We start from the raw sequence: 18,751 nt of genomic DNA on the forward strand, positions 1-18,751 counted from the left end.
GCATCGAAAAAAAGGGGCCCCGCGGGGCCCCTTTTTCTTTGGTCGCGGCTTCGTCAGGGCTTGAACGTATCCCCCAGCACCACCCCTTCACGGCGCGGGTCGGCGCCGCCCACCAGCACGGCGGAGCCGCCGATGGTGGTGCGGATGATGGCGCTCAGCCCGCTCGACTGCGCCGCGGTGTTGACGGTGTGGCCGAGGTTGCGCAGGCCCCTGACCAGCGGGTCGTTGTCGCCCGGCAGGCCGCCGGCCGGCGTGCTGGTGTCGACGTTGGGATGCTCGCCGCCGACAATCATGGCCGAGCCGGCGCCGTTGGAGCCGCCGAAGTCGATCATCGACACCGCCTGCTGCGCATCCAGGCCCCAGTCCAGCGAAGCCACCACGGTCTTGGCGACGAACTGGATGATGGTGGCGCCGCCCGGCGAGCCGGTGGTCATGTAGAAGTCGCCGCGCGAGCCGTCGCCGTTGCGCTTGAAGACCACCGTCGGCGCCATCGAGCTGCGCGGACGCTTGCCCGGCTGCAGGCGGTTGGCCACCAGCACGCCGCCCGGAGCGGGATCGGCATTGAAGTCGGTCAGCTCGTTGTTGAGCAGGAAGCCGTTGGTCATGTGGTACGAGCCCAGGCCGGCCTCGATGGTGGTGGTCATCGCCACCACGTTGCCGTACTTGTCATGCAGCGACAGGTGCGTGGTGCCGCGCTCCTCCACCATCGACGGCGCCAGCGGCACGTCGCCGAGGTTGCCCGCCGCCACCGGCGTGACCATCGACCCGGTAGTGCTGATCAGGCTGGCGCGCTGGCTCAGGTAGGGCTTGTTCAGCATGGTGTCCCAGGTGCCGCCGGGCAACGGGATGAAGTCGGTGTCGGCCACGTACTTGTTGCGGTCGGCATAGGCCAGGTGCCCGGCCTCGCCCATCAGGTGGGCGCCCAGCACGCTCGGCCGGCCGCCGTTCTGGTCGACCAGCGTGGGCTTGTGCGCGGCCATGTCGAAGTTCTCGACGATGCCCAGGATCTGCGCCACCGCAATCCCGCCCGACGACGGCGGCGGCATGCCGCACACCTCGTACTGCCGGTAGGTGGTGCACACCGGCGTGCGCTTTTTGGCCTGGTAGTTGGCCAGGTCGTCCAGCGTGGTCACGCCCGGCGTGGTATTGCCGTCGTAGGTGGTCTGGATCTTGGCGACGATGGCCTGGGCGATCGGGCCGTTCTTGTAGAAGGCGTCGGCGCCGTCAGCGGCGACGGCGCTGAAGACCGTCGCCAGCGCGGGATTGCGCAGCACGGTGTTGACCGCGCGCGGCGTGCCGTCCGGGTTCAGGAAGTAGGCGGCCATCTCCGGATCGCGCTTGATGTTGGCGACGGTGGTGCTGTCGGAGATCGCGGCCGCCATGCGCGGCGGGATCGCGAAGCCGTCGGTGGCCAGCTTGATTGCCGGCGCGAACAGTTCCTTCCACGCAGTCTTGCCGTAGTCGCGATGGGCCAGCTCGAGCACGCGCAGCGTGCCCGGGGTGCCGATGGAGCGGCCGCTGCGCTGGGCGTTGGGCAGCGGCGCGGTCGGGTCGGCCGCGGACTTCCAGCGCAGGTAGTTCTCGTCGGCGGCGGCCGGCGCGGTCTCGCGGCCGTCGTAGGCGGTGAGCTGCCGCGTCGCCGCGTCGTAATGCAGGATGAAGGCACCGCCGCCGATGCCGGACGATTGCGGCTCGACCAGGTTCAGCACCATCTGCGCCGCCACGGCGGCGTCGATGGCGGTGCCGCCGGCCTTCAGCACGTCGCACGCCGCCTTGGTCGAGACCGGGTTGTTGGTCACCGCCATATAGGTCTTGCTGTAGACCGTGACCTTGGGCGCATAGCCGGTCGCCTGCTCCGGCGCGTTGGGGTCGCCCGGCAGCACCACGGCCTGGCCGCCGGTGCTGCCGTCGAGCTCGCAGCCGGCGCTCGGCGTGACCGGCGGTGGCGGGGGAGGAGGCGGGGGATCGTCGCCGCCGCCGCAGGCGCCCAGGGTCAGCGCCAGTGCCGCCAGGGCCAGCTTGCCGCGGCGCTGGCGCCAGGCCGGGGTGGTGCGCGGCAACGGCTGTGGCTCGGCGGGGGATGCGTGGGGATCGGCAGCGTACGGCATGGTTTCTCCTTCCTGTCATGGGGGTCCGGGAAATGCCATGGCCGGGTTCGCGCAGGCGGGACCGCGGCCAGCTTTCACCGTAGTGCCGCGGCGCTCCAGCCTTAATCATTGAATGTACGGATTTACATGCATTCGAATCCGGGTTTAAGCGGGTGCTTAATCAGGCTCGGCTGCCGGGCTGGCGTGCCGGCGCTCGCCGATTGCGCCACGATGGCCCATGTCACGGCCCGGCGATGGGCGCCATGCACCGTCATCGCACGCGGTGGCCGAGACGCACTGTCACAGTGCGCTTGTCCGTTGCACGGCGATGGTGCGGGCGCGAGCCGGCAGGCAGCGCCCGCCCGCTGGCGCCGCCCGTGGCCGCACCGCGCACGGCTCTTCGCCGTGGCACGCTAGTTGCAGATGCATCACCCCGGGGAGCGTAGTCCCTGACCAACACCATAAACGGGAGCTGCAAATGCAACGACGTGACATGCTGAAGCTGTCGGCGATAGCCGCCGCGGCGATGATCGGTACCAGCCCGCTGGCGCTGGCGCAGTCCAAGGAGCCGATCAAGGTCGGCATCCTGCATTCGCTGTCCGGCACCATGGCGATCTCGGAAACGTCGCTGAAGGACGTGGCCCTGATGACCATCGACGAGATCAACAAGAGCGGCGGCGTGCTCGGGCGCAAGCTGGAGCCGGTGGTGGTGGACCCGGCATCGAACTGGCCGCTGTTCGCCGAGAAGGCGCGCCAGCTGGTCAGCAAGGACAAGGTGGCGGTGACCTTCGGCTGCTGGACCTCGGTGTCGCGCAAGTCGGTGCTGCCGGTCTACGAAGAGCTCAACTCGCTGCTGTTCTACCCGGTGCAGTATGAAGGCGAGGAGATGTCGAAGAACGTCTTCTACACCGGCGCGGCGCCCAACCAGCAGGCCATCCCCGCGGTCGAATACCTGATCAGCAAGGAGGGCGGTGGCGCCAAGCGCTTCTTCCTGCTCGGCACCGACTACGTCTACCCGCGCACCACCAACAAGATCCTGCGCGCCTTCCTGAAGAGCAAGGGCGTGGCCGACAAGGACATCGAAGAGGTCTACACCCCGTTCGGCCACAGCGACTACCAGACCATCGTCGCCAATATCAAGAAGTTCTCGCAGGGCGGCAAGACCGCGGTGATCTCCACCATCAACGGCGATTCCAACGTGCCGTTCTACAAGGAACTGGGCAACGCCGGGCTCAAGGCCAAGGACGTTCCGGTGGTGGCGTTCTCGGTCGGCGAAGAAGAGCTGCGCGGCATCGACACCAAGCCGCTGGTGGGACACCTGGCCGCGTGGAACTACTTCATGTCGGTCAAGAACCCCGAGAACGACGCCTTCCGCAAGCAATGGGCGGCCTGGGTCAAGGCCAACAACCTGCCCGGCGGCGACAAGCGCGTGACCAACGACCCGATGGAAGCCACCTACGTGGGCATCCACATGTGGGCGCAGGCGGTGAAGAAGGCCGGCAGCACCGACACCGCCAAGGTGCGCGCGGCCATGTACGGCCAGACCTTCAAGGCGCCGGACGGCTTCACCCTGACCATGGGCGAGAACCACCACCTGTACAAGCCGGTGATGATCGGCGAGGTCAAGGCCGACGGCCAGTTCGCGGTGGTGTGGAAGACGCCGAAGGCGGTGCGCGCGCAGCCGTGGAGCCCGTTCATCGCGGGCAATGAAGGGAAGCCGGACAAGGCGATGTAAGCCTCGTTTGCCTGCCACCACGCGGCGCCCCTCTCCCGCTTGCGGGAGAGGGGAGCACCGCCTCAGCTTGGTTTTCCATTTCCACTTTCGTCACGGCCAGCCCCTATGCGCTACCCGATATCCCGAACCGCCATGCCCTGGCTGCGCGCCTTGCTGGCAGCGCTGCTGCTGGCCTCGGCGCCCTGGGCCGCGGCACTGACGCAGGCCGACCTCAAGCCGCTGGCCGGGGACGACTTCGACGCCAAGACCGCCGCGCTGTCCGCCCTGGCCAGGGCCGCGCCCGCCGAAGCCGGCCCGATCCTGCAGGCGCTGCAGGACGACGCCCTGCAATACGCGCCGTCGGTCGGCATGGTGCGCCAGGACGGCGACAAGCTGGTCGATGCCATCACCGGCAAGCCGGTCACGGTCAAGGCCGACGAACGCGAATCCCTGACCCTGAACAACAGCCTGCGCGCGCTGGTCGACAGCGCCGCCAGCAGCCTGCTGCTGCAGTCGCCGGACATCGCCATGCGCGCGCAGGCGGTGGCCACGCTGCGCGACCAGCCGGAAAGCGCGTCGCTGGCGGCGGTGGAAGCCGCGCGCAAGACCGAGGCCGATGCCGGCCTGCGCGCCAGCCTGGACGTGATCTGGGCCAACCTGGTGCTGGCCGGCATCCCCGAGGCCGCCGAGCGCGAGGCGCGGCTCGAAGCCATCCGTATCCTGGGCCGCGACAGTAACCCGCAAAACCGCCAGAAACTGGAGCCGCTGGTCGAGCGCGACAGCGCCGGCCGCTACCGCGAGCCCGATGGCAGCGTGCGGCTGGCCGCGCAGCAGGCGCTGGACATGCTGCAGGGCGACCAGCGCCGCGCCGAAGTGATCGGCAACCTGTTCGCCGGGCTGAGCCTGGGCAGCGTGCTGCTGCTGGCCGCGCTCGGCCTGGCCATCACCTATGGCCTGATCGGCGTGATCAACATGGCGCACGGCGAATTCCTGATGATCGGCGCCTATGCCACCTACGTGGTGCAGTCGCTGTTCCGCGCCTATGCGCCGGGCGCGCTCGACTGGTATCTGCCCGCGGCGCTGCCGGTTTCGTTCCTGGCAGCCGCGGTGGTTGGCTTCGTGCTGGAGCGGCTGGTGCTGCGCCACCTGTACGGGCGTCCGCTGGAAACGCTGCTGGCCACCTTCGGCGTGAGCCTGCTGCTGATGCAGGCGGTGCGCACGCTGTTCGGCGCGCAGAACGTGGAAGTGTCCAATCCCGGATGGATGAGCGGCGGCTTCGAATGGCTGCCGGGGCTGGTGATCCCGTACAACCGCGTGGTCATCATCCTGTTCGCGCTGGCGGTGGTGGCGGTGGCGTGGGGCGTGCTCAACCGCACGCGGCTGGGGCTGTTCGTGCGCGCGACCACGCAGAACCGCACCATGGCCGCATGCGTGGGCGTGCGCACCTGGCAGGTCGACAGCTACGCCTTTGCCTTCGGTGCCGGCATCGCCGGGCTCGGCGGCTGCGCGCTGTCGCAGATCGGCAATGTCGGCCCCGACCTGGGCCAGGCCTACATCATCGATTCGTTCATGGTGGTGGTGCTGGGCGGGGTGGGGCAACTGGCCGGCACCATCGTCGGTGCGTTCGGGCTGGGCATCCTCAACAAGTTCATCGAACCCTTCTATGGCGCGGTGCTGGCCAAGATCCTGGTCCTGGTGCTGATCGTGCTGTTTATCCAGAAGCGGCCGCAGGGACTGTTCGCGCTCAAGGGGCGCAGCGCGGAGGCATGATGCAGCGATTCCAATCGAACTCTTCCGCGGCACCGTTCCGGCTGGCCGTGCCCGAACGCCAGTCGCTGTTCTCGCCGCGCGGCTGGATGGTGCTGCTGGCGCTGACGGTGATCGTCGGCATCGGCGTGCCGGTGTGCGCGCTGCTGGTGCCGGAGGGCCATCCGCTGCACCTGTCGGCGTATGCCCTGACGCTGGTGGGCAAGATCATGTGCTTCGCGCTGGCGGCGATCGCGCTCGACCTGGTGTGGGGCTACTGCGGCATCCTCAGCCTCGGCCATGGCCTGTTCTTCGCGCTGGGCGGCTATGCCATGGGCATGTACCTGATGCGTTCGATCGGGCGCGAAGGCGTGTACCAGAGCGACCTGCCGGACTTCATGGTGTTCCTCGACTGGAAGGAGCTGCCGTGGTTCTGGCACGGCACCGACCACCTCGGCTACGCGCTGCTGCTGGTGGTGCTGGTGCCGGGCGTGCTGGCGTGGCTGTTCGGCTTCTTTGCCTTCCGCTCGCGCATCAAGGGCGTGTACCTGTCGATCATCACGCAGGCGATGACCTATGCGGCAATGCTGCTGTTCTTCCGCAACGAGACCGGCTTCGGCGGCAACAACGGCTTTACCGACTTCAAGCGCATCGCCGGCTTTGCCATCGCCGCGCCGCAGACGCGCACGGCGTTGTTCGTGCTGACTTTCCTGGCGCTGCTGACCGGCTTTATCGCCTGCCGCTATATCGTTACCTCGAAGCTCGGCCGCGTGGTCACGGCGGTGCGCGATGCCGAGATGCGCGTGATGTTCTCGGGCTATAACCCGCTCGGCTACAAGCTCTTCGTGTGGACTTTCTCGGCGGTGCTGTGCGGCATCGCCGGCGCGCTGTACGTGCCGCAGGTCGGCATCATCAACCCGGGCGAGATGTCGCCCGGCAATTCGATCGAGATGGCGGTGTGGGTGGCCGTGGGCGGACGCGGCACGCTGGTCGGGCCGGTGATCGGGGCGTTCCTGGTCAATGGCGCCAAGACGCTGTTCACCGCGCACTTCGCCGAATACTGGCTGTTCCTGCTGGGCGCGATGTTCGTGCTGGTGACGCTGTACCTGCCCGACGGCGTGACCGGCCTGTGGCAGCGCTGGCGCGAGCGCCGCGCGCACACTGCCGCGCCGGCCGCGGCCGAACCGGTTTCCACGCCAGCGGTCGCGGGCCGCAGCGGAGGTGAAGCATGAACGCCGCAGTCGAACACAGCCAGGCCGAGAGCGGCGATGCCACCGGACTGGGCCGCATCGTCGAGCCCGGCACCATCGACGTGTCGCACGGCCCGATCCTTTACCTCGAAGACGTGACCGTACAGTTCGACGGCTTCCGCGCCCTCAACCAGCTGAACCTGGCGATCGACCACGGCGAACTGCGCTGCGTGATCGGCCCCAACGGCGCCGGCAAGACCACCATGATGGATGTCATCACCGGCAAGACCGGACCGCGCAACGCCAGTGTCAGCGGGCGCGTGTTCCTGGGCCAGACCATCGACCTGATGCGGATGACCGAGCCGCGCATCGCGCAGGCGGGCATCGGCCGCAAGTTCCAGAAGCCCACCGTGTTCGAGCAGCACGCGGTGTGGGAAAACCTGGAGCTGGCGATGCAGGCCGACAAGCGCTGGTGGTCGTCGCTGCACGCGCGGCTGACCGCCGCCGGGCATCGCCGCATCGAGGAGACGCTGGCGCTGACCGGCCTCGAGGCCGAGGCCTACCGGCCCGCCGGGCTGCTGTCGCACGGGCAGAAGCAGCGGCTGGAAATCGGCATGCTGCTGATGCAGCAGCCACAGTTGCTGCTGCTCGACGAGCCCGTCGCCGGCATGACCGACGAGGAGACCATGCAGCTCGCCAGCCTGCTCAACGGCTTGCGCGGCAGCTGCTCGATGATGGTGGTGGAACACGACATGGAGTTCGTCGCCGCGCTGGCGGGTGCCGCCGGCAAGGTCACGGTGCTGGCCGAGGGCAGCGTGCTGGCCGAAGGCACGCTCGACAGCGTCAAGCGCGACGAACGCGTGATCGAATCCTACCTGGGGAGATAGGCATGCTGCAGGTCAATGCACTGAACCAGTACTACGGCGGCAGCCATATCCTGCGCAACGTCAGCTTCGAGGTGCCGGCGGGCAAGCTGACCACGCTGCTCGGCCGCAACGGCGTCGGCAAGAGCACGCTGCTGAAATGCCTGATGGGCGTGGTGCCGACGCGCAGCGGCAGCATCCATTGGGATGGCAGGCCGCTGGAGAAGAAGGCGCCGTACGAACGCGTCGCGGCCGGGCTGGCCTATGTGCCGCAGGGGCGCGAGATCTTTCCGCGGCTGACGGTCGAGGAGAACCTGCTGATCGGCGCCGCCAGCCGCGCGCGGCCGGCGGGCGTGCCGGAGCGCATCTACCAGCTGTTCCCGGTGCTGCGCACCATGCGCCTGCGCCGCGGCGGCGACCTGTCCGGCGGCCAGCAGCAGCAACTGGCGATCGGCCGCGCGCTGATGAGCGAGCCGCAACTGCTGATCCTCGACGAGCCGACCGAAGGCATCCAGCCCTCGATCATCCAGGACATCGGCCGCGCGTTGCGGCTGCTGGTCGACGAATTCGGCATGACGGTGCTGCTGGTCGAGCAGTACTACGAATTCGCGCGGCACATCGCCGACCACTATGTGGTGATGAGCCGCGGCGAAGTGGTGGCGCGCGGCGCCGGCGCCAGCATGGAGCAGGACGGCGTGCGCGAGCTGATCGCCGTGTAGGGCGCGCGCAAGTTCCGTTCGCCACCGATGCGCCATCCCGATTTCCCTTCGCTCCTCGCCATGCCGGCGGCCTGGCAGGCCACGCTGCACCTGCGCTTTGCGCCGCGCGGCGGGCGCACCGTGCTGACCGGGCGGCGCCATCGGGGCCCGCTGCTGGTACAGAAGGCGCTGTACCCGGAAGGTGGCATCTGCCACGCGGTGATCCTGCACCCGCCGGCTGGCGTGGCCGGTGGCGACAGCCTGGAGATCGACGTGGCGGTGGAGTCCGGCGCGCATGCGGTGCTGGCCACGCCGGGCGCCACCAAGTGGTACAAGTCGCTCGGCCGCGACGCGGCCCAGCGGGTGCGGCTGGCGGTGGGCGAGGGCGCGCGGCTGGACTGGCTGCCGCAGGAGAACATCGTTTTCGACGAGGCGCGTGCGCGGATTTCCACCGTGCTGGATATCGCGCCGGGCGGCAGCGCGATCGGCTGGGATGCCGTGGTGCTCGGCCGCCAGGCATCGGGCGAGCAGTGGGCGCGCGGCGCGCTGTGGCTGGATACGCGCATCGGCGCCGGCGAGCGCGCGTTGTGGATCGAGCAATCGCATATCGACGCGGCATCGCCGCTGCGCAATGCCGTGCCCGGGCTGGACGGGCTGAACGTGCTGGGCACGCTGTGGGCGGTCGGCGCAGGCGCCACGCAAGACCTTGCCGAAACGCTGGCCGAGCGGCTGCCTTATACGCCGGCGTTGCGCGCCGGCGTGACCTGCCTCGCGGCCAACGGCCAGTCGATGCTGCTGCTGCGCGTGCTGGGCCGGCACATGGAAGCGGTGCGCCACGTCATGACCGACACCTGGCAGGCGCTGCGCATGCCGCTGCATGGCGTCGCGGCGCAACCGCTGCGGCTGTGGGCGACGTAGCCCGTCAATACGCAATCGAACACCCAACAGGAACGAGAGATGGAACTGACGCCGCGCGAGAAAGACAAGCTGCTGATCTTCACCGCCGCGCTGCTGGCCGAGCGGCGCAAGGCCCGCGGGCTGAAGCTGAACTACCCGGAAGCGGTGGCGCTGATCACCGCCGCCATCATGGAAGGCGCGCGCGACGGCCGCACCGTGGCCGAGCTGATGCACGCCGGCACCACCGTGCTGCAGCGCGACGACGTGATGGCGGGCGTGGCCGAGATGATCCCGGAGATCCAGGTCGAGGCCACCTTCCCGGACGGCACCAAGCTGGTCACCGTCCACCATCCCATTGTCTGAAACGCATTGATAACCGAAGCCGGCACCCCGGCCAATCCGATGACCGCGATGACCCGTACCGCTTGCCTGCGCCTTGCCCTGGGCGCTTCCCTGACCGTTGCCGCCGGCGCCGCGCTGGCGCATCCCGGCCACGATGCCGCCACCGTCGGCGCCAGCCTGTGGGCCGGCCTGGCGCACCCGTTCACCGGCGCCGACCACCTGCTGGCGATGGCCGCGGTGGGGGTATGGAGTGCGTTGGTGGCGCGCTCCGCCGCCGATACGCTGCGCCTGCCGCTGGCCTTCGTGGGCTTGATGCTGGTGGGCGCCGCGCTCGGCCTCTGCGGCATGGCGCTGCCTGCGGTGGAGCCCATGATCGCCGCTTCGCTGCTGGTGATCGGCTTGCTGCTGGCGCTGCGCGCCAAGCTGCCGGCGTGGGCCGGCACGCTGCTGGTGGGCGGCTTTGCCGTGTTCCACGGCTATGCGCATGGGGCGGAACTGCCCGCCAGTGCCGGCGCGCTGCCGGCGGTGCTGGCCTATGTGGGCGGGTTTGCCGCGGCCACCATGGCGCTGCACCTGCTGGGCATCGGCGCCGGAGCGCTGCTGCGCCGCCGCGCCGGCTGGCTCGCGCGCGCGGCCGGCGCGGGCGTGGCGCTGTACGGCGCCGGCCTGCTGGTCGCCTGAGGAGGACCGCCATGATCCCCGGTGAACTGATGCCCGCCGACGGCGAGATCGCGCTCAATGTCGGCCGCGCCACCGTCAGCGTGACGGTGGCCAATACCGGCGACCGGCCGATCCAGGTCGGCTCGCACTTCCACTTCTACGAAACCAACGCGGCCCTGGCGTTCGAGCGCGAGGCCACGCGCGGCTTTCGCCTGAACATCGCCGCGGGCACCGCGGTGCGCTTCGAGCCCGGGCAGACCCGCACCGTGGAACTGGTGGCGCTGGCGGGCGACCGCATCGTCTACGGCTTCAACGGCAAGATCATGGGAGCGCTGTGATGGCATCGATCTCCAGGCAGGCCTATGCCGAGATGTTCGGCCCCACCACCGGCGACCGCCTGCGGCTGGCCGATACCGGGCTGATCATCGAAGTCGAGAAGGACTTCACCGTCTACGGCGAGGAAGTCAAGTTCGGCGGCGGCAAGGTGATCCGCGACGGCATGGGGCAGAGCCAGCGCATGGCGCAGGACTGCGTCGACACCGTGATCACCAATGCGCTGATCGTCGACCACTGGGGCATCGTCAAGGCCGATATCGGCCTCAAGCATGGGCGCATCGCGGCGATCGGCAAGGCCGGCAATCCCGACATCCAGCCCGGCGTCACCATCGTGGTCGGTCCCGGCACCGAGGTGATCGCGGCCGAGGGCATGATCGTCACCGCCGGCGGCATCGACAGCCATATCCACTTTATCTGCCCGCAGCAGATCGACGAGGCGCTGATGAGCGGCGTCACCACCATGATCGGCGGCGGGACCGGGCCCGCCACCGGCACCTTCGCCACCACCGTGACGCCGGGGCCGTGGTACATGGAGCGCATGCTGCAGGCCGCCGACGCCTACCCGATGAATATCGGCCTGCTGGGCAAGGGCAACGCCAGCCAGCCGGGGCCGATCCTGGAGCAGGTCCAAGCCGGCGCCATCGGCCTGAAGCTGCATGAAGACTGGGGCACCACGCCGGCGGCGATCGATACCTGCCTGTCGGTGGCCGACGCAACCGACACCCAGGTGGCGATCCATACCGATACGCTCAACGAGGCCGGTTTCGTCGAGGCGACCATCGCCGCGTTCAAGGGCCGCACCATCCATACCTACCACACCGAAGGCGCCGGCGGCGGCCATGCGCCGGACATCATCAAGGTGTGCGGCGAGGCCAACGTGCTGCCGTCGTCGACCAACCCGACGCGCCCGTACACCGTCAACACGCTGGACGAGCATCTCGACATGCTGATGGTGTGCCACCACCTGGACCCGTCGATCGCCGAGGACATCGCCTTCGCCGAAAGCCGCATCCGCCGCGAGACCATCGCCGCCGAGGACATCCTGCACGACCTCGGCGCGTTCTCGATGATCTCGAGCGATTCGCAGGCGATGGGGCGCGTCGGCGAAGTCATCATCCGAACCTGGCAGACCGCGCACAAGATGGCGGCGCAACGCGGCAAGCTGCCGGGCGATCCGCACGATGCGCGCGGCGGGCACGACAACTTCCGCGTTCGGCGCTACGTCGCCAAGTACACCATCAACCCGGCGCTGACCCACGGCATCGCCCATGAAGTGGGTTCGGTCGAGGTCGGCAAGTGGGCCGACCTGGTGCTGTGGCGGCCCGCGTTCTTCGGCGTCAAGCCCAGCCTGATCCTGAAGGGCGGCATGATCGCCGCGGCCGCGATGGGAGATCCCAATGCATCGATTCCGACGCCGCAGCCGGTGCACTACCGGCCCATGTTCGCCGCGGCCGGCGGCGCGCTGCATCGTTCGTCGCTGACCTTCGTCTCGCAGGCGGCGCTGGCGGCCGGCATCGGCGAACGCTACGGGCTGGCCAAGACGCTGTCAGCCGTGCGCGGCACCCGCACCGTCAGCAAGCGCGACATGGTCCACAACGACTGGCAACCGCATGTCACGGTCGATCCCGAGACCTACCAGGTGGTTGCCGACGGCCAGTTGCTGACCTGCGAGCCCGCCACCGAGCTGCCCATGGCGCAGCGCTATTTCTTGTTTTGATGGGGGCGGAATTGCCATGCTGAAGATCGATAAGCATTTGACCGCGCCACACGGCATCGCCGGCGTGCTGGTGCGCCGCGCACCCAAGCTGGTGCTGCCGTTTGGCGACCGCAGCAAGAGCCGCCTGCGCGCGGTGCTCGACAACGGCGCCGACGCCGCGCTGTTCCTGCCGCGCGGCACGGTCCTGCGCGGCGGCGACCTGCTGGTGGCCGAGGACGGCAGTTTCATCGAAGTCCAGGCCGCCGCCGAGTCCGTGCTGGAAGTGCGCGCACAGGACCCGCACGCGCTGATGCGCGCGGCCTACCACCTCGGCAACCGCCACACGCCGGTGGAGATCGGGCGCGACTACCTGCGGCTCGAATATGACGCGGTGCTGGCCGACATGCTGCGGCGCCTGGGCGTGCAGGCGGAACGCGCCGAACTGCCGTTCGAGCCGGAGGCGGGCGCTTATGGCGGCGGGCACAAGCATGGGCACGATGCGACGTTCGCGGAGGACTATGCGGCGGCGCAGGCGGTGTTCCATGAGCATCATGGACACTCGCACTCGCACTCGCATGGTCATGCTGGCGAGCATGTCCATGGAGAGCATTGTGGGCATCGGCAGTGATGTGTATGGTCGGTGTGGAGGGAGGGCGCGAATGATGGCCGATGCTAACGACACCGAATCTGTAAGAGTTCGCACTTCCGCTCAAGTAAGCCGGGGCAAGACTCAGGGCGGACCGGAGCATGTGGTTGGCGCGGACTTCGTAGGGGCTCTTGGCCCTCTCCCCAACCCTCTCCCGCAAGCGGGAGAGGGAGTCCACACGAGTCAAGCATCAGGCGCCGCATGGCGGTGCGAGGCTGCGGGTTTGCTCCCCTCTCCCGCTTGCGGGAGAGGGGCTGGGGGAGAGGGCAGGCGAGTGCCAGGGCCAACGTTCGTCCGCATGCTTCGGTCCAACCAGACCAAGGCAGAGCAATGTCTTTGGTACCACTTCCGCGCCCACCGATTTCTCGGCTTGAAGTTCAAGCGTCAACAGCAGTGCGGTCCTTATGTTGCGGATTTCGTCTGCATGGCATTCAAGCTGGTCATCGAAGTGGATGGCGGTCAGCATGGCTCTGAGGTCGATGCGAGGCGCGATGTCTGGTTCCGACGTGAGGGATATCGTGTGTTGCGGTTTTGGAACCGTGATGTATTGGGGAATACGGGGGCAGTACTAGAGACAGTACGTGAGGTTTTGTTGGAGTTGGGGCTCGTGGATGCTCCGGCCCTCTCCCCCGACCCCTCTCCCGCAAGCGGGAGAGGGGAGCGAACCGTCGCAAAGCGAGGGATCGTGCGATGACCCGACTCCCCCAACTCATCTCGCTCCTCCACCTCGCCTCGCCCGCATTGCCCATCGGCGGCTTCAGCTATTCGCAAGGTCTCGAGGCCGCAATCGAATGCGGCAGCGTGCATGACGCCCCGACTGCCGAGCGCTGGATCCGCGACAACCTGCTGCATGTCCAGGCGCAATGCGAGGCACCGCTGTGGCTGCTACTGCATCGCCACTGGCAGGCGGGCGATGCCGAGCAGGTACGTTCGTGGAACGCCTGGTTCCACGCTACCCGCGAAACCTCGGAGCTTCGCCTCGAGACCGAGCAGATGGGCTGGTCGCTGGCGAAGCTGATTGCCCAGATGGAATGGGGCACGCCGGCATTGCGCGAGGCGCTGGCAATGCTCGCGCCGGTCTGCCTGCCAACCGCCTTCACGGCAGCCTGCGTTGCGCTGAACGTCGACGCCCGCGACGGCCTGGCCGCGTATTGCTTCAACTGGGCCGAGAACCAGGTCGCCGCCGCGATCAAGGCGGTGCCGCTGGGCCAGGTCGCCGGCCAACACATGCTGCGCCGCCTTCACGCGGCGGTACTGGAAACCGTGGACGAAGCCACGCGCCGCGCCGATGCCACGCCGCCGCAACTGTCGACCTTTTCCCCGATGCTGGGCCTGCTGTGCGCACGCCACGAAACGCAGTACTCCCGGCTGTTCCGATCCTGAACCGATACCCCACCATGACCCACGCCCGTACCAAGAAGAACCCTCCGCTGCGCGTCGGCGTCGGCGGCCCGGTCGGCTCCGGCAAGACCACGTTGCTGGAAATGCTGTGCAAGGCGATGCGCGACCGTTATGACCTGGTCGCGATCACCAACGACATCTACACCAAGGAGGACCAGCGCCTGCTTACGATCTCCGGCGCGCTGCCGGCGGAGCGCATTTTGGGCGTGGAAACCGGCGGCTGCCCGCACACCGCGATCCGCGAGGACGCATCGATCAATCTGGAGGCGGTCGATCGCATGCTGGCGCGCTTCCCGGATGCCGACGTGGTCTTCATCGAGTCCGGCGGCGACAACCTGGCCGCGACCTTCAGCCCAGAACTTTCTGATCTTACGATCTACGTGATCGACGTCGCCGGGGGCGAGAAGATTCCTAGGAAAGGCGGGCCGGGCATCACCAAGTCCGACCTGCTGGTGATCAACAAGACCGACCTGGCGCCGTATGTGGGCGCATCGCTGCCGGTGATGGAAAGCGATGCGCGCAAGATGCGCGGCACCCGGCCGTTCGTGATGGGCAGCGTCAAGTCGGGGCAGGGCCTGGACGAGGTGATCCGCTTCATCGAACGGCAGGGCATGCTGGGGCTCTAGCCTTGCGGGGTAGCGTCGGCATCGGGTGCGGGCCTGGTGCCGGAACTGCCGTGCGCGAGCGCGGGGCGGAAGCTGCCCTTGCCCGCCAGCGCCCGCGCCACCGCGGCGACCAGGTTCAGCTCGGGCTCGCTCAGCTCGGCCATGTGGTGCATCGTGGCCTCGATCGCCGCGCGCTGGCGGTTGCCGAATGGCGCGCGCGATTGCTCGACCTGCAGCTGGCTGGCGTCGTGGCGGCTGAAGTCGAGCATCTCGGCGGTGGGCACGGCGAGGGTCTCGGCCAGCCTGCAGATGTTGGCCAGCGCCAGGTTGCGCTTGCCGCTTTCAATGCCGCTCAGGTACGAGCGCGAGAGTCCGCTTTCGAGCGAAAGCGTCTCCTGGGACCAGCCTCGTTGCTTGCGTAGCCAGGCGAGATGCAATCCGAAAAGTCTGAGATTTCGAGAGGTCATGGGATCAACAAAAGTTCGGAGTGGTCTGAGGCTAAGGGTTTGACCTTGAGGCCACGACAACTTATCCTCATCCTCACTATCGGTGTCCGATCCGCAAATTGAGGGGCGCGCCAGGCATTGGCGCGGCACGATGGCATCAACCGGGCGGCCTGCACCGCGGCGCCGCGCCAGACGGGTTATTGCGCAAGACCGCGCGTCACGCCGCCACGCGTGCGCCGGCTGCGCGGACAGGCGCCGCGCGCCTGTCGCCCTGCAGGGGGATTGCCATGCAGATCTTCACGCTGTTCGAGGCGCGCATGCGCGCCATCGATGCCGACCGCCACGCGCCGTCGGATTTCCTTCCCGGATTCCAGCCACGCCTGCTTGCCGCCGCTGCCGGGCTGGGCTGCACCTGCGACTACATCTTCCTCTGCGCCGGCGAGCGCCAGCCCGAATTTTCAGCGGATTGCCATGAATGGTGGGGTTGCCTGCGCGGTGGCCTGCGGCTGTCTTCGCCCGGCCGCGGCAGCTTGCTGGTGGGCGGCGGCGAACTGTTCGCGCCCGCGCCCGGCGTGCCGATGCAGGTGCAGGCGGTGGCCGACACCATCCTGGTGCGCGCGGTGCCGCAAGGCCCGGCCGGGGCCTCGGGTCCCGTGGCCATGCCCGCGGGCGCGTGGCAGTGCGCGCTGGGCGCCATTGCCCCCGTCGGGGCCGCGGCCGATGCCGATGGCGCGGCCGCGCCGCATGCGCTGGCGGACGTGTTGGACGCGGATGTCTGGCAGGCGCGGCAGGGCATGCGCCCGGAGTTTGTCCAGCTGGATGGCTCGGTGGATGACTGGGGCCGGCACCTGCAGGCGCGCGGGCTGCGCTGGGCGCTGTGTTACCGGGGCGCGCTGGCCCTGCACTGGCATGGCGCGCTGGTGCGCAGCGGCGATGACATGGCCTTCCTGCAGCCCGGCGTGCTCTACGCGCCCGACGCGCACGAGTCATGCCGGCTCGACGTGCTGGCGCCGGGCACCGGCCTGCTGTGCTGCTTCGGCGCGGGCGATGCCCCGCATGATGGCGAGTCCGCCCGTGGCGGCCGGCGTGCGGATGGCCACGCCGTGGCGCGCGCTGCGCTGGCGCTGGCCTGATGGCCGGCGTGGCCGCCGACCGGCGCCATGCGCAAGCCGCGCAGCCGCCGGCCGCCGCGCGGCTTTCAGTGGCGCTTGTACTGCGTGGCGCCGAACAGCACTTCGCGCGCCTTGTCGTCCTGCAGCGCCTTGCGCGCGCTGGCCAGCACCTCCACGCCGCGCTTGACCGCGGGACGCTCGGCGATCTGGTTGAACCAGCGCTTCAGGTGCGGGTAGTCGTCCAGCTCCACGCCCTGGTTCTGCCAGCTGCGCAGCCACGGGAAGGTGGCGATGTCGGCGATGGTGTACTGGTCGCCGGCCAGCCATTCGTGCTTCGACAGCTGCGTGTCGATCACGCCGTACAGGCGCTTGGCTTCATTGGTGTAGCGGTTGACCGCGTACTCGATCTGCTCGGGCGCGTAGATGCGGAAGTGGTGCGCCTGGCCGAGCATCGGACCCACGCCGCCCATCTGGAACATCAGCCACTGCAGCGTCTCGTACTTGCCGCGCACGTCCTCGGGCAGGAACTTGCCGGTCTTGCCCGCCAGGTAAAGCAGGATCGCGCCCGATTCGAACAGCGAGATCGGCTTGCCGTCGGGCCCGTCCGGGTCGACGATGGCGGGAATCTTGTTGTTGGGGCTGATCTTCAGGAAGTCGTCGCCGAACTGGTCGCCGGCGCCGATGTTGATCGGGTGGACCTGGTACTCCAGTCCGCACTCTTCCAGCATGATGTGGACCTTGTGGCCATTGGGCGTGGCCCAGGTGTAGACGTCGATCATTGCAGGGATCTCCTGGCTGCATTCATGGGAACGGCCACATCGACCACCGACGTGGCGAACCGCGCGATTTAAGCACAGAAGAAAAAAACGCGCAGGCCGGCTGCGCGTTTTCCACAATGCCGGCAGGGGCGGGCCCGGCCGGCGCTCCCGGGCGCTCAGAAACCGCGCGCCACCGGCATCTTGATGGTGTCCGGGTTGACGTTCATGTGCTTGGCCAATTCCAGCTTGGCGATGGCGTTGCGGTGCACCTCGTCCGGACCGTCGGCCAGGCGCAGCGTGCGCTGGTGCGCCCACCAGTTGGCCAGCGGGAAGTCGCTGGAAACGCCGGCGGCGCCGTGGACCTGGATGGCCCAGTCGATCACCTTCAGCGCCACGTTCGGGGCCACCACCTTGATCATGGCGATCTCGGCCTTGGCCACCTTGTTGCCGACCGTGTCCATCATGTACGCGGCCTTGAGCGTCAGCAGGCGCGCCATCTCGATCTCGCAGCGGGCTTCGGCGATACGCTCCTGCGTCACGCCCTGGGCCGACACCGGCTTGCCGAAGGCCACCCGCGACAGCGCGCGCTTGCACAGCAGTTCCAGCGCGCGCTCGGCCACGCCGATGCTGCGCATGCAGTGGTGGATGCGGCCCGGGCCGAGGCGGCCCTGCGCGATCTCGAAGCCGCGGCCTTCGCCCAGCAGGATGTTCGAGACCGGCACGCGCACGTTCTTCAGCTCGATTTCCATATGGCCGTGCGGCGCGTCGTCGTAGCCGAACACCGGCAGGAAGCGCTTGATGGTGATGCCCGGGGTATCGGCCGGCACCACGACCATCGACTGCTGCTCATGGCGGCCGGCGTCGGGATCGGTCTTGCCCATCACGATGTAGACCTTGCAGCGCGGGTCGCCGGCGCCCGACGACCACCACTTGGTGCCGTTGATGACATAGTGGTCGCCATCGCGCTCGATGCGGCATTCGATATTGGTCGCGTCCGACGAGGCCACCGCGGGCTCGGTCATCAGGAAGGCCGAGCGGATCTCGCCGGCGAGCAGCGGCTCCAGCCACTGGTCCTTCAGTTCTTCCGACGCGTAGCGCTCCAGCGTTTCCATGTTGCCGGTGTCCGGGGCCGCGCAGTTGAACACCTCGGCCGACCAGGGCACCCGCCCCATGATCTCGCACAGCGTGGCGTATTCCAGGTTCGACAGGCCTTGCGGGGCGCGCGGCGAACGCGGCAGGAACAGGTTCCACAGGCCGGCTTCGCGCGCCAGCGGCTTCAGCTCCTCGATCACCTTGGTCGGGATCCAGGCGTTGCCGGCGCGGCGGTTGGCGTCGATCTCCTCGGCGAAGCGCTTTTCGTTCGGATAGATGTGCTGGTCGAAGAAGGCCAGCAGCTTGGCCTGCATCTCCTTGACCTTCGGGCTGTACTCGAAATCCATGTGGTCTCCTCGCTACGGAATCGGTGGGCACGGGCTGCCGCCGGCGCCGGTTGGCTGGGTCTTCGGGCAATACCTTGCCGATGCAATGCACTCTATCTGAAAGCGGGTAATTAGA

The 18,751-nt window shown here is 68.4% G+C and carries 19 protein-coding genes; 15 read left to right on the top strand and 4 right to left on the bottom strand.

The genetic code is table 11. The features are described from left to right. Positions 1 to 53: 53 nt before the first annotated feature. Positions 54 to 2,108 carry a gamma-glutamyltransferase family protein gene (locus FHX60_RS11785; protein ID WP_183283470.1) on the bottom strand — a complete coding sequence of 685 codons (2,055 nt, stop codon included), beginning with the start codon at positions 2,106 to 2,108 and terminating at the stop codon, positions 54 to 56. A gap of 457 nt (positions 2,109 to 2,565) precedes the next feature. On the opposite strand from FHX60_RS11785, the gene urtA reads away from it, so the two are divergent. The 14 genes from urtA to ureG all read left to right on the top strand — a co-directional run bounded on the left by urtA (position 2,566) and on the right by ureG (position 14,902). Then, a complete protein-coding gene (urtA, locus tag FHX60_RS11790) occupies positions 2,566 to 3,822 on the top strand; it encodes an urea ABC transporter substrate-binding protein (protein WP_092314020.1) in 1,257 nt (418 codons plus the stop codon). A gap of 105 nt (positions 3,823 to 3,927) precedes the next feature. Then, on the top strand, positions 3,928 to 5,571 hold the full coding sequence (gene urtB, locus FHX60_RS11795) for an urea ABC transporter permease subunit UrtB (protein ID WP_183283471.1): 1,644 nt from the start codon (positions 3,928 to 3,930) through the stop codon (positions 5,569 to 5,571). Next, positions 5,571 to 6,779, top strand: a complete 1,209-nt coding sequence (urtC, locus tag FHX60_RS11800) for an urea ABC transporter permease subunit UrtC (protein WP_183283788.1) — start codon at positions 5,571 to 5,573, stop codon at positions 6,777 to 6,779. The genes urtB and urtC overlap by 1 nt, the downstream gene beginning before the upstream one ends. Further along, on the top strand, positions 6,776 to 7,624 hold the full coding sequence (gene urtD / locus FHX60_RS11805; RefSeq protein WP_183283472.1) for an urea ABC transporter ATP-binding protein UrtD: 849 nt from the start codon (positions 6,776 to 6,778) through the stop codon (positions 7,622 to 7,624). The genes urtC and urtD overlap by 4 nt, the downstream gene beginning before the upstream one ends. A gap of 2 nt (positions 7,625 to 7,626) precedes the next feature. Further along, the gene (gene urtE, locus FHX60_RS11810; protein ID WP_112775302.1) at positions 7,627 to 8,319 is read left to right on the top strand and encodes an urea ABC transporter ATP-binding subunit UrtE; all 693 of its coding nucleotides are present in this window, start codon (positions 7,627 to 7,629) and stop codon (positions 8,317 to 8,319) included. Between the two features lie 27 nt (positions 8,320 to 8,346). Beyond that, positions 8,347 to 9,216 carry an urease accessory protein UreD gene (locus tag FHX60_RS11815; RefSeq protein ID WP_183283473.1) on the top strand — a complete coding sequence of 290 codons (870 nt, stop codon included), beginning with the start codon at positions 8,347 to 8,349 and terminating at the stop codon, positions 9,214 to 9,216. 39 nt (positions 9,217 to 9,255) lie between these two features. Continuing rightward, positions 9,256 to 9,558 (top strand): urease subunit gamma, encoded by a 303-nt coding sequence (locus FHX60_RS11820; RefSeq protein WP_092314008.1) that lies wholly within the window; start codon positions 9,256 to 9,258, stop codon positions 9,556 to 9,558. Between the two features lie 48 nt (positions 9,559 to 9,606). Beyond that, positions 9,607 to 10,218: a HupE/UreJ family protein gene (locus FHX60_RS11825; protein ID WP_183283474.1), complete on the top strand. Its 612-nt coding sequence runs from the start codon at positions 9,607 to 9,609 to the stop codon at positions 10,216 to 10,218. 11 nt (positions 10,219 to 10,229) lie between these two features. After that, positions 10,230 to 10,535, top strand: a complete 306-nt coding sequence (locus tag FHX60_RS11830) for an urease subunit beta (protein ID WP_112775304.1) — start codon at positions 10,230 to 10,232, stop codon at positions 10,533 to 10,535. Next, a complete protein-coding gene (gene ureC, locus FHX60_RS11835; protein WP_112775305.1) occupies positions 10,535 to 12,250 on the top strand; it encodes an urease subunit alpha in 1,716 nt (571 codons plus the stop codon). Before FHX60_RS11830 ends, ureC begins: the two co-directional genes overlap by 1 nt. 16 nt (positions 12,251 to 12,266) lie before the next feature. Further along, positions 12,267 to 12,857 carry an urease accessory protein UreE gene (ureE, locus tag FHX60_RS11840; RefSeq protein WP_183283475.1) on the top strand — a complete coding sequence of 197 codons (591 nt, stop codon included), beginning with the start codon at positions 12,267 to 12,269 and terminating at the stop codon, positions 12,855 to 12,857. Between the two features lie 316 nt (positions 12,858 to 13,173). After that, on the top strand, positions 13,174 to 13,569 hold the full coding sequence (locus tag FHX60_RS11845) for an endonuclease domain-containing protein (protein ID WP_183283476.1): 396 nt from the start codon (positions 13,174 to 13,176) through the stop codon (positions 13,567 to 13,569). Next, the gene (locus tag FHX60_RS11850) at positions 13,566 to 14,258 is read left to right on the top strand and encodes an urease accessory protein UreF (protein WP_183283477.1); all 693 of its coding nucleotides are present in this window, start codon (positions 13,566 to 13,568) and stop codon (positions 14,256 to 14,258) included. The genes FHX60_RS11845 and FHX60_RS11850 overlap by 4 nt, the downstream gene beginning before the upstream one ends. Positions 14,259 to 14,272: 14 nt before the next feature. Further along, positions 14,273 to 14,902, top strand: coding sequence for an urease accessory protein UreG (gene ureG / locus FHX60_RS11855; protein ID WP_012352366.1), 630 nt, complete (start codon positions 14,273 to 14,275; stop codon positions 14,900 to 14,902). Here the strand turns inward: ureG and FHX60_RS11860 are convergent. Continuing rightward, positions 14,899 to 15,318: a helix-turn-helix domain-containing protein gene (locus tag FHX60_RS11860; protein ID WP_244981323.1), complete on the bottom strand. Its 420-nt coding sequence runs from the start codon at positions 15,316 to 15,318 to the stop codon at positions 14,899 to 14,901. The genes ureG and FHX60_RS11860 overlap by 4 nt on opposite strands. A 296-nt stretch (positions 15,319 to 15,614) precedes the next feature. Between FHX60_RS11860 and FHX60_RS11865 the strand changes: the two genes are divergently transcribed. Continuing rightward, positions 15,615 to 16,460: a hypothetical protein gene (locus tag FHX60_RS11865; protein ID WP_183283478.1), complete on the top strand. Its 846-nt coding sequence runs from the start codon at positions 15,615 to 15,617 to the stop codon at positions 16,458 to 16,460. A gap of 65 nt (positions 16,461 to 16,525) precedes the next feature. Here FHX60_RS11865 and FHX60_RS11870 read toward each other — a convergent pair whose 3' ends face one another. Both FHX60_RS11870 and FHX60_RS11875 read right to left on the bottom strand, forming a co-directional pair. Then, entirely contained in the window at positions 16,526 to 17,218 is a 693-nt protein-coding gene (locus FHX60_RS11870) for a glutathione binding-like protein (RefSeq protein ID WP_092313994.1), read from the bottom strand. Between the two features lie 155 nt (positions 17,219 to 17,373). Next, the gene (locus FHX60_RS11875) at positions 17,374 to 18,636 is read right to left on the bottom strand and encodes an acyl-CoA dehydrogenase family protein (RefSeq protein WP_092313992.1); all 1,263 of its coding nucleotides are present in this window, start codon (positions 18,634 to 18,636) and stop codon (positions 17,374 to 17,376) included. Positions 18,637 to 18,751: the final 115 nt, after the last annotated feature.

The organism is Cupriavidus alkaliphilus (assembly GCF_014191175.1).
GTDB classification, from domain to species: domain Bacteria; phylum Pseudomonadota; class Gammaproteobacteria; order Burkholderiales; family Burkholderiaceae; genus Cupriavidus; species Cupriavidus alkaliphilus.

Coding starts and splice junctions, on each gene's coding strand:
- FHX60_RS11785 (WP_183283470.1), bottom strand. CDS start 2,108: ATGCCGTACGCTGCCGATCCCCACGCATCCCCCGCCGAGCCACAGCCG.
- urtA (WP_092314020.1), top strand. CDS start 2,566: ATGCAACGACGTGACATGCTGAAGCTGTCGGCGATAGCCGCCGCGGCG.
- urtB (WP_183283471.1), top strand. CDS start 3,928: ATGCGCTACCCGATATCCCGAACCGCCATGCCCTGGCTGCGCGCCTTG.
- urtC (WP_183283788.1), top strand. CDS start 5,571: ATGCAGCGATTCCAATCGAACTCTTCCGCGGCACCGTTCCGGCTGGCC.
- urtD (WP_183283472.1), top strand. CDS start 6,776: ATGAACGCCGCAGTCGAACACAGCCAGGCCGAGAGCGGCGATGCCACC.
- urtE (WP_112775302.1), top strand. CDS start 7,627: ATGCTGCAGGTCAATGCACTGAACCAGTACTACGGCGGCAGCCATATC.
- FHX60_RS11815 (WP_183283473.1), top strand. CDS start 8,347: ATGCGCCATCCCGATTTCCCTTCGCTCCTCGCCATGCCGGCGGCCTGG.
- FHX60_RS11820 (WP_092314008.1), top strand. CDS start 9,256: ATGGAACTGACGCCGCGCGAGAAAGACAAGCTGCTGATCTTCACCGCC.
- FHX60_RS11825 (WP_183283474.1), top strand. CDS start 9,607: ATGACCCGTACCGCTTGCCTGCGCCTTGCCCTGGGCGCTTCCCTGACC.
- FHX60_RS11830 (WP_112775304.1), top strand. CDS start 10,230: ATGATCCCCGGTGAACTGATGCCCGCCGACGGCGAGATCGCGCTCAAT.
- ureC (WP_112775305.1), top strand. CDS start 10,535: ATGGCATCGATCTCCAGGCAGGCCTATGCCGAGATGTTCGGCCCCACC.
- ureE (WP_183283475.1), top strand. CDS start 12,267: ATGCTGAAGATCGATAAGCATTTGACCGCGCCACACGGCATCGCCGGC.
- FHX60_RS11845 (WP_183283476.1), top strand. CDS start 13,174: ATGCTTCGGTCCAACCAGACCAAGGCAGAGCAATGTCTTTGGTACCAC.
- FHX60_RS11850 (WP_183283477.1), top strand. CDS start 13,566: ATGACCCGACTCCCCCAACTCATCTCGCTCCTCCACCTCGCCTCGCCC.
- ureG (WP_012352366.1), top strand. CDS start 14,273: ATGACCCACGCCCGTACCAAGAAGAACCCTCCGCTGCGCGTCGGCGTC.
- FHX60_RS11865 (WP_183283478.1), top strand. CDS start 15,615: ATGCAGATCTTCACGCTGTTCGAGGCGCGCATGCGCGCCATCGATGCC.
- FHX60_RS11870 (WP_092313994.1), bottom strand. CDS start 17,218: ATGATCGACGTCTACACCTGGGCCACGCCCAATGGCCACAAGGTCCAC.
- FHX60_RS11875 (WP_092313992.1), bottom strand. CDS start 18,636: ATGGATTTCGAGTACAGCCCGAAGGTCAAGGAGATGCAGGCCAAGCTG.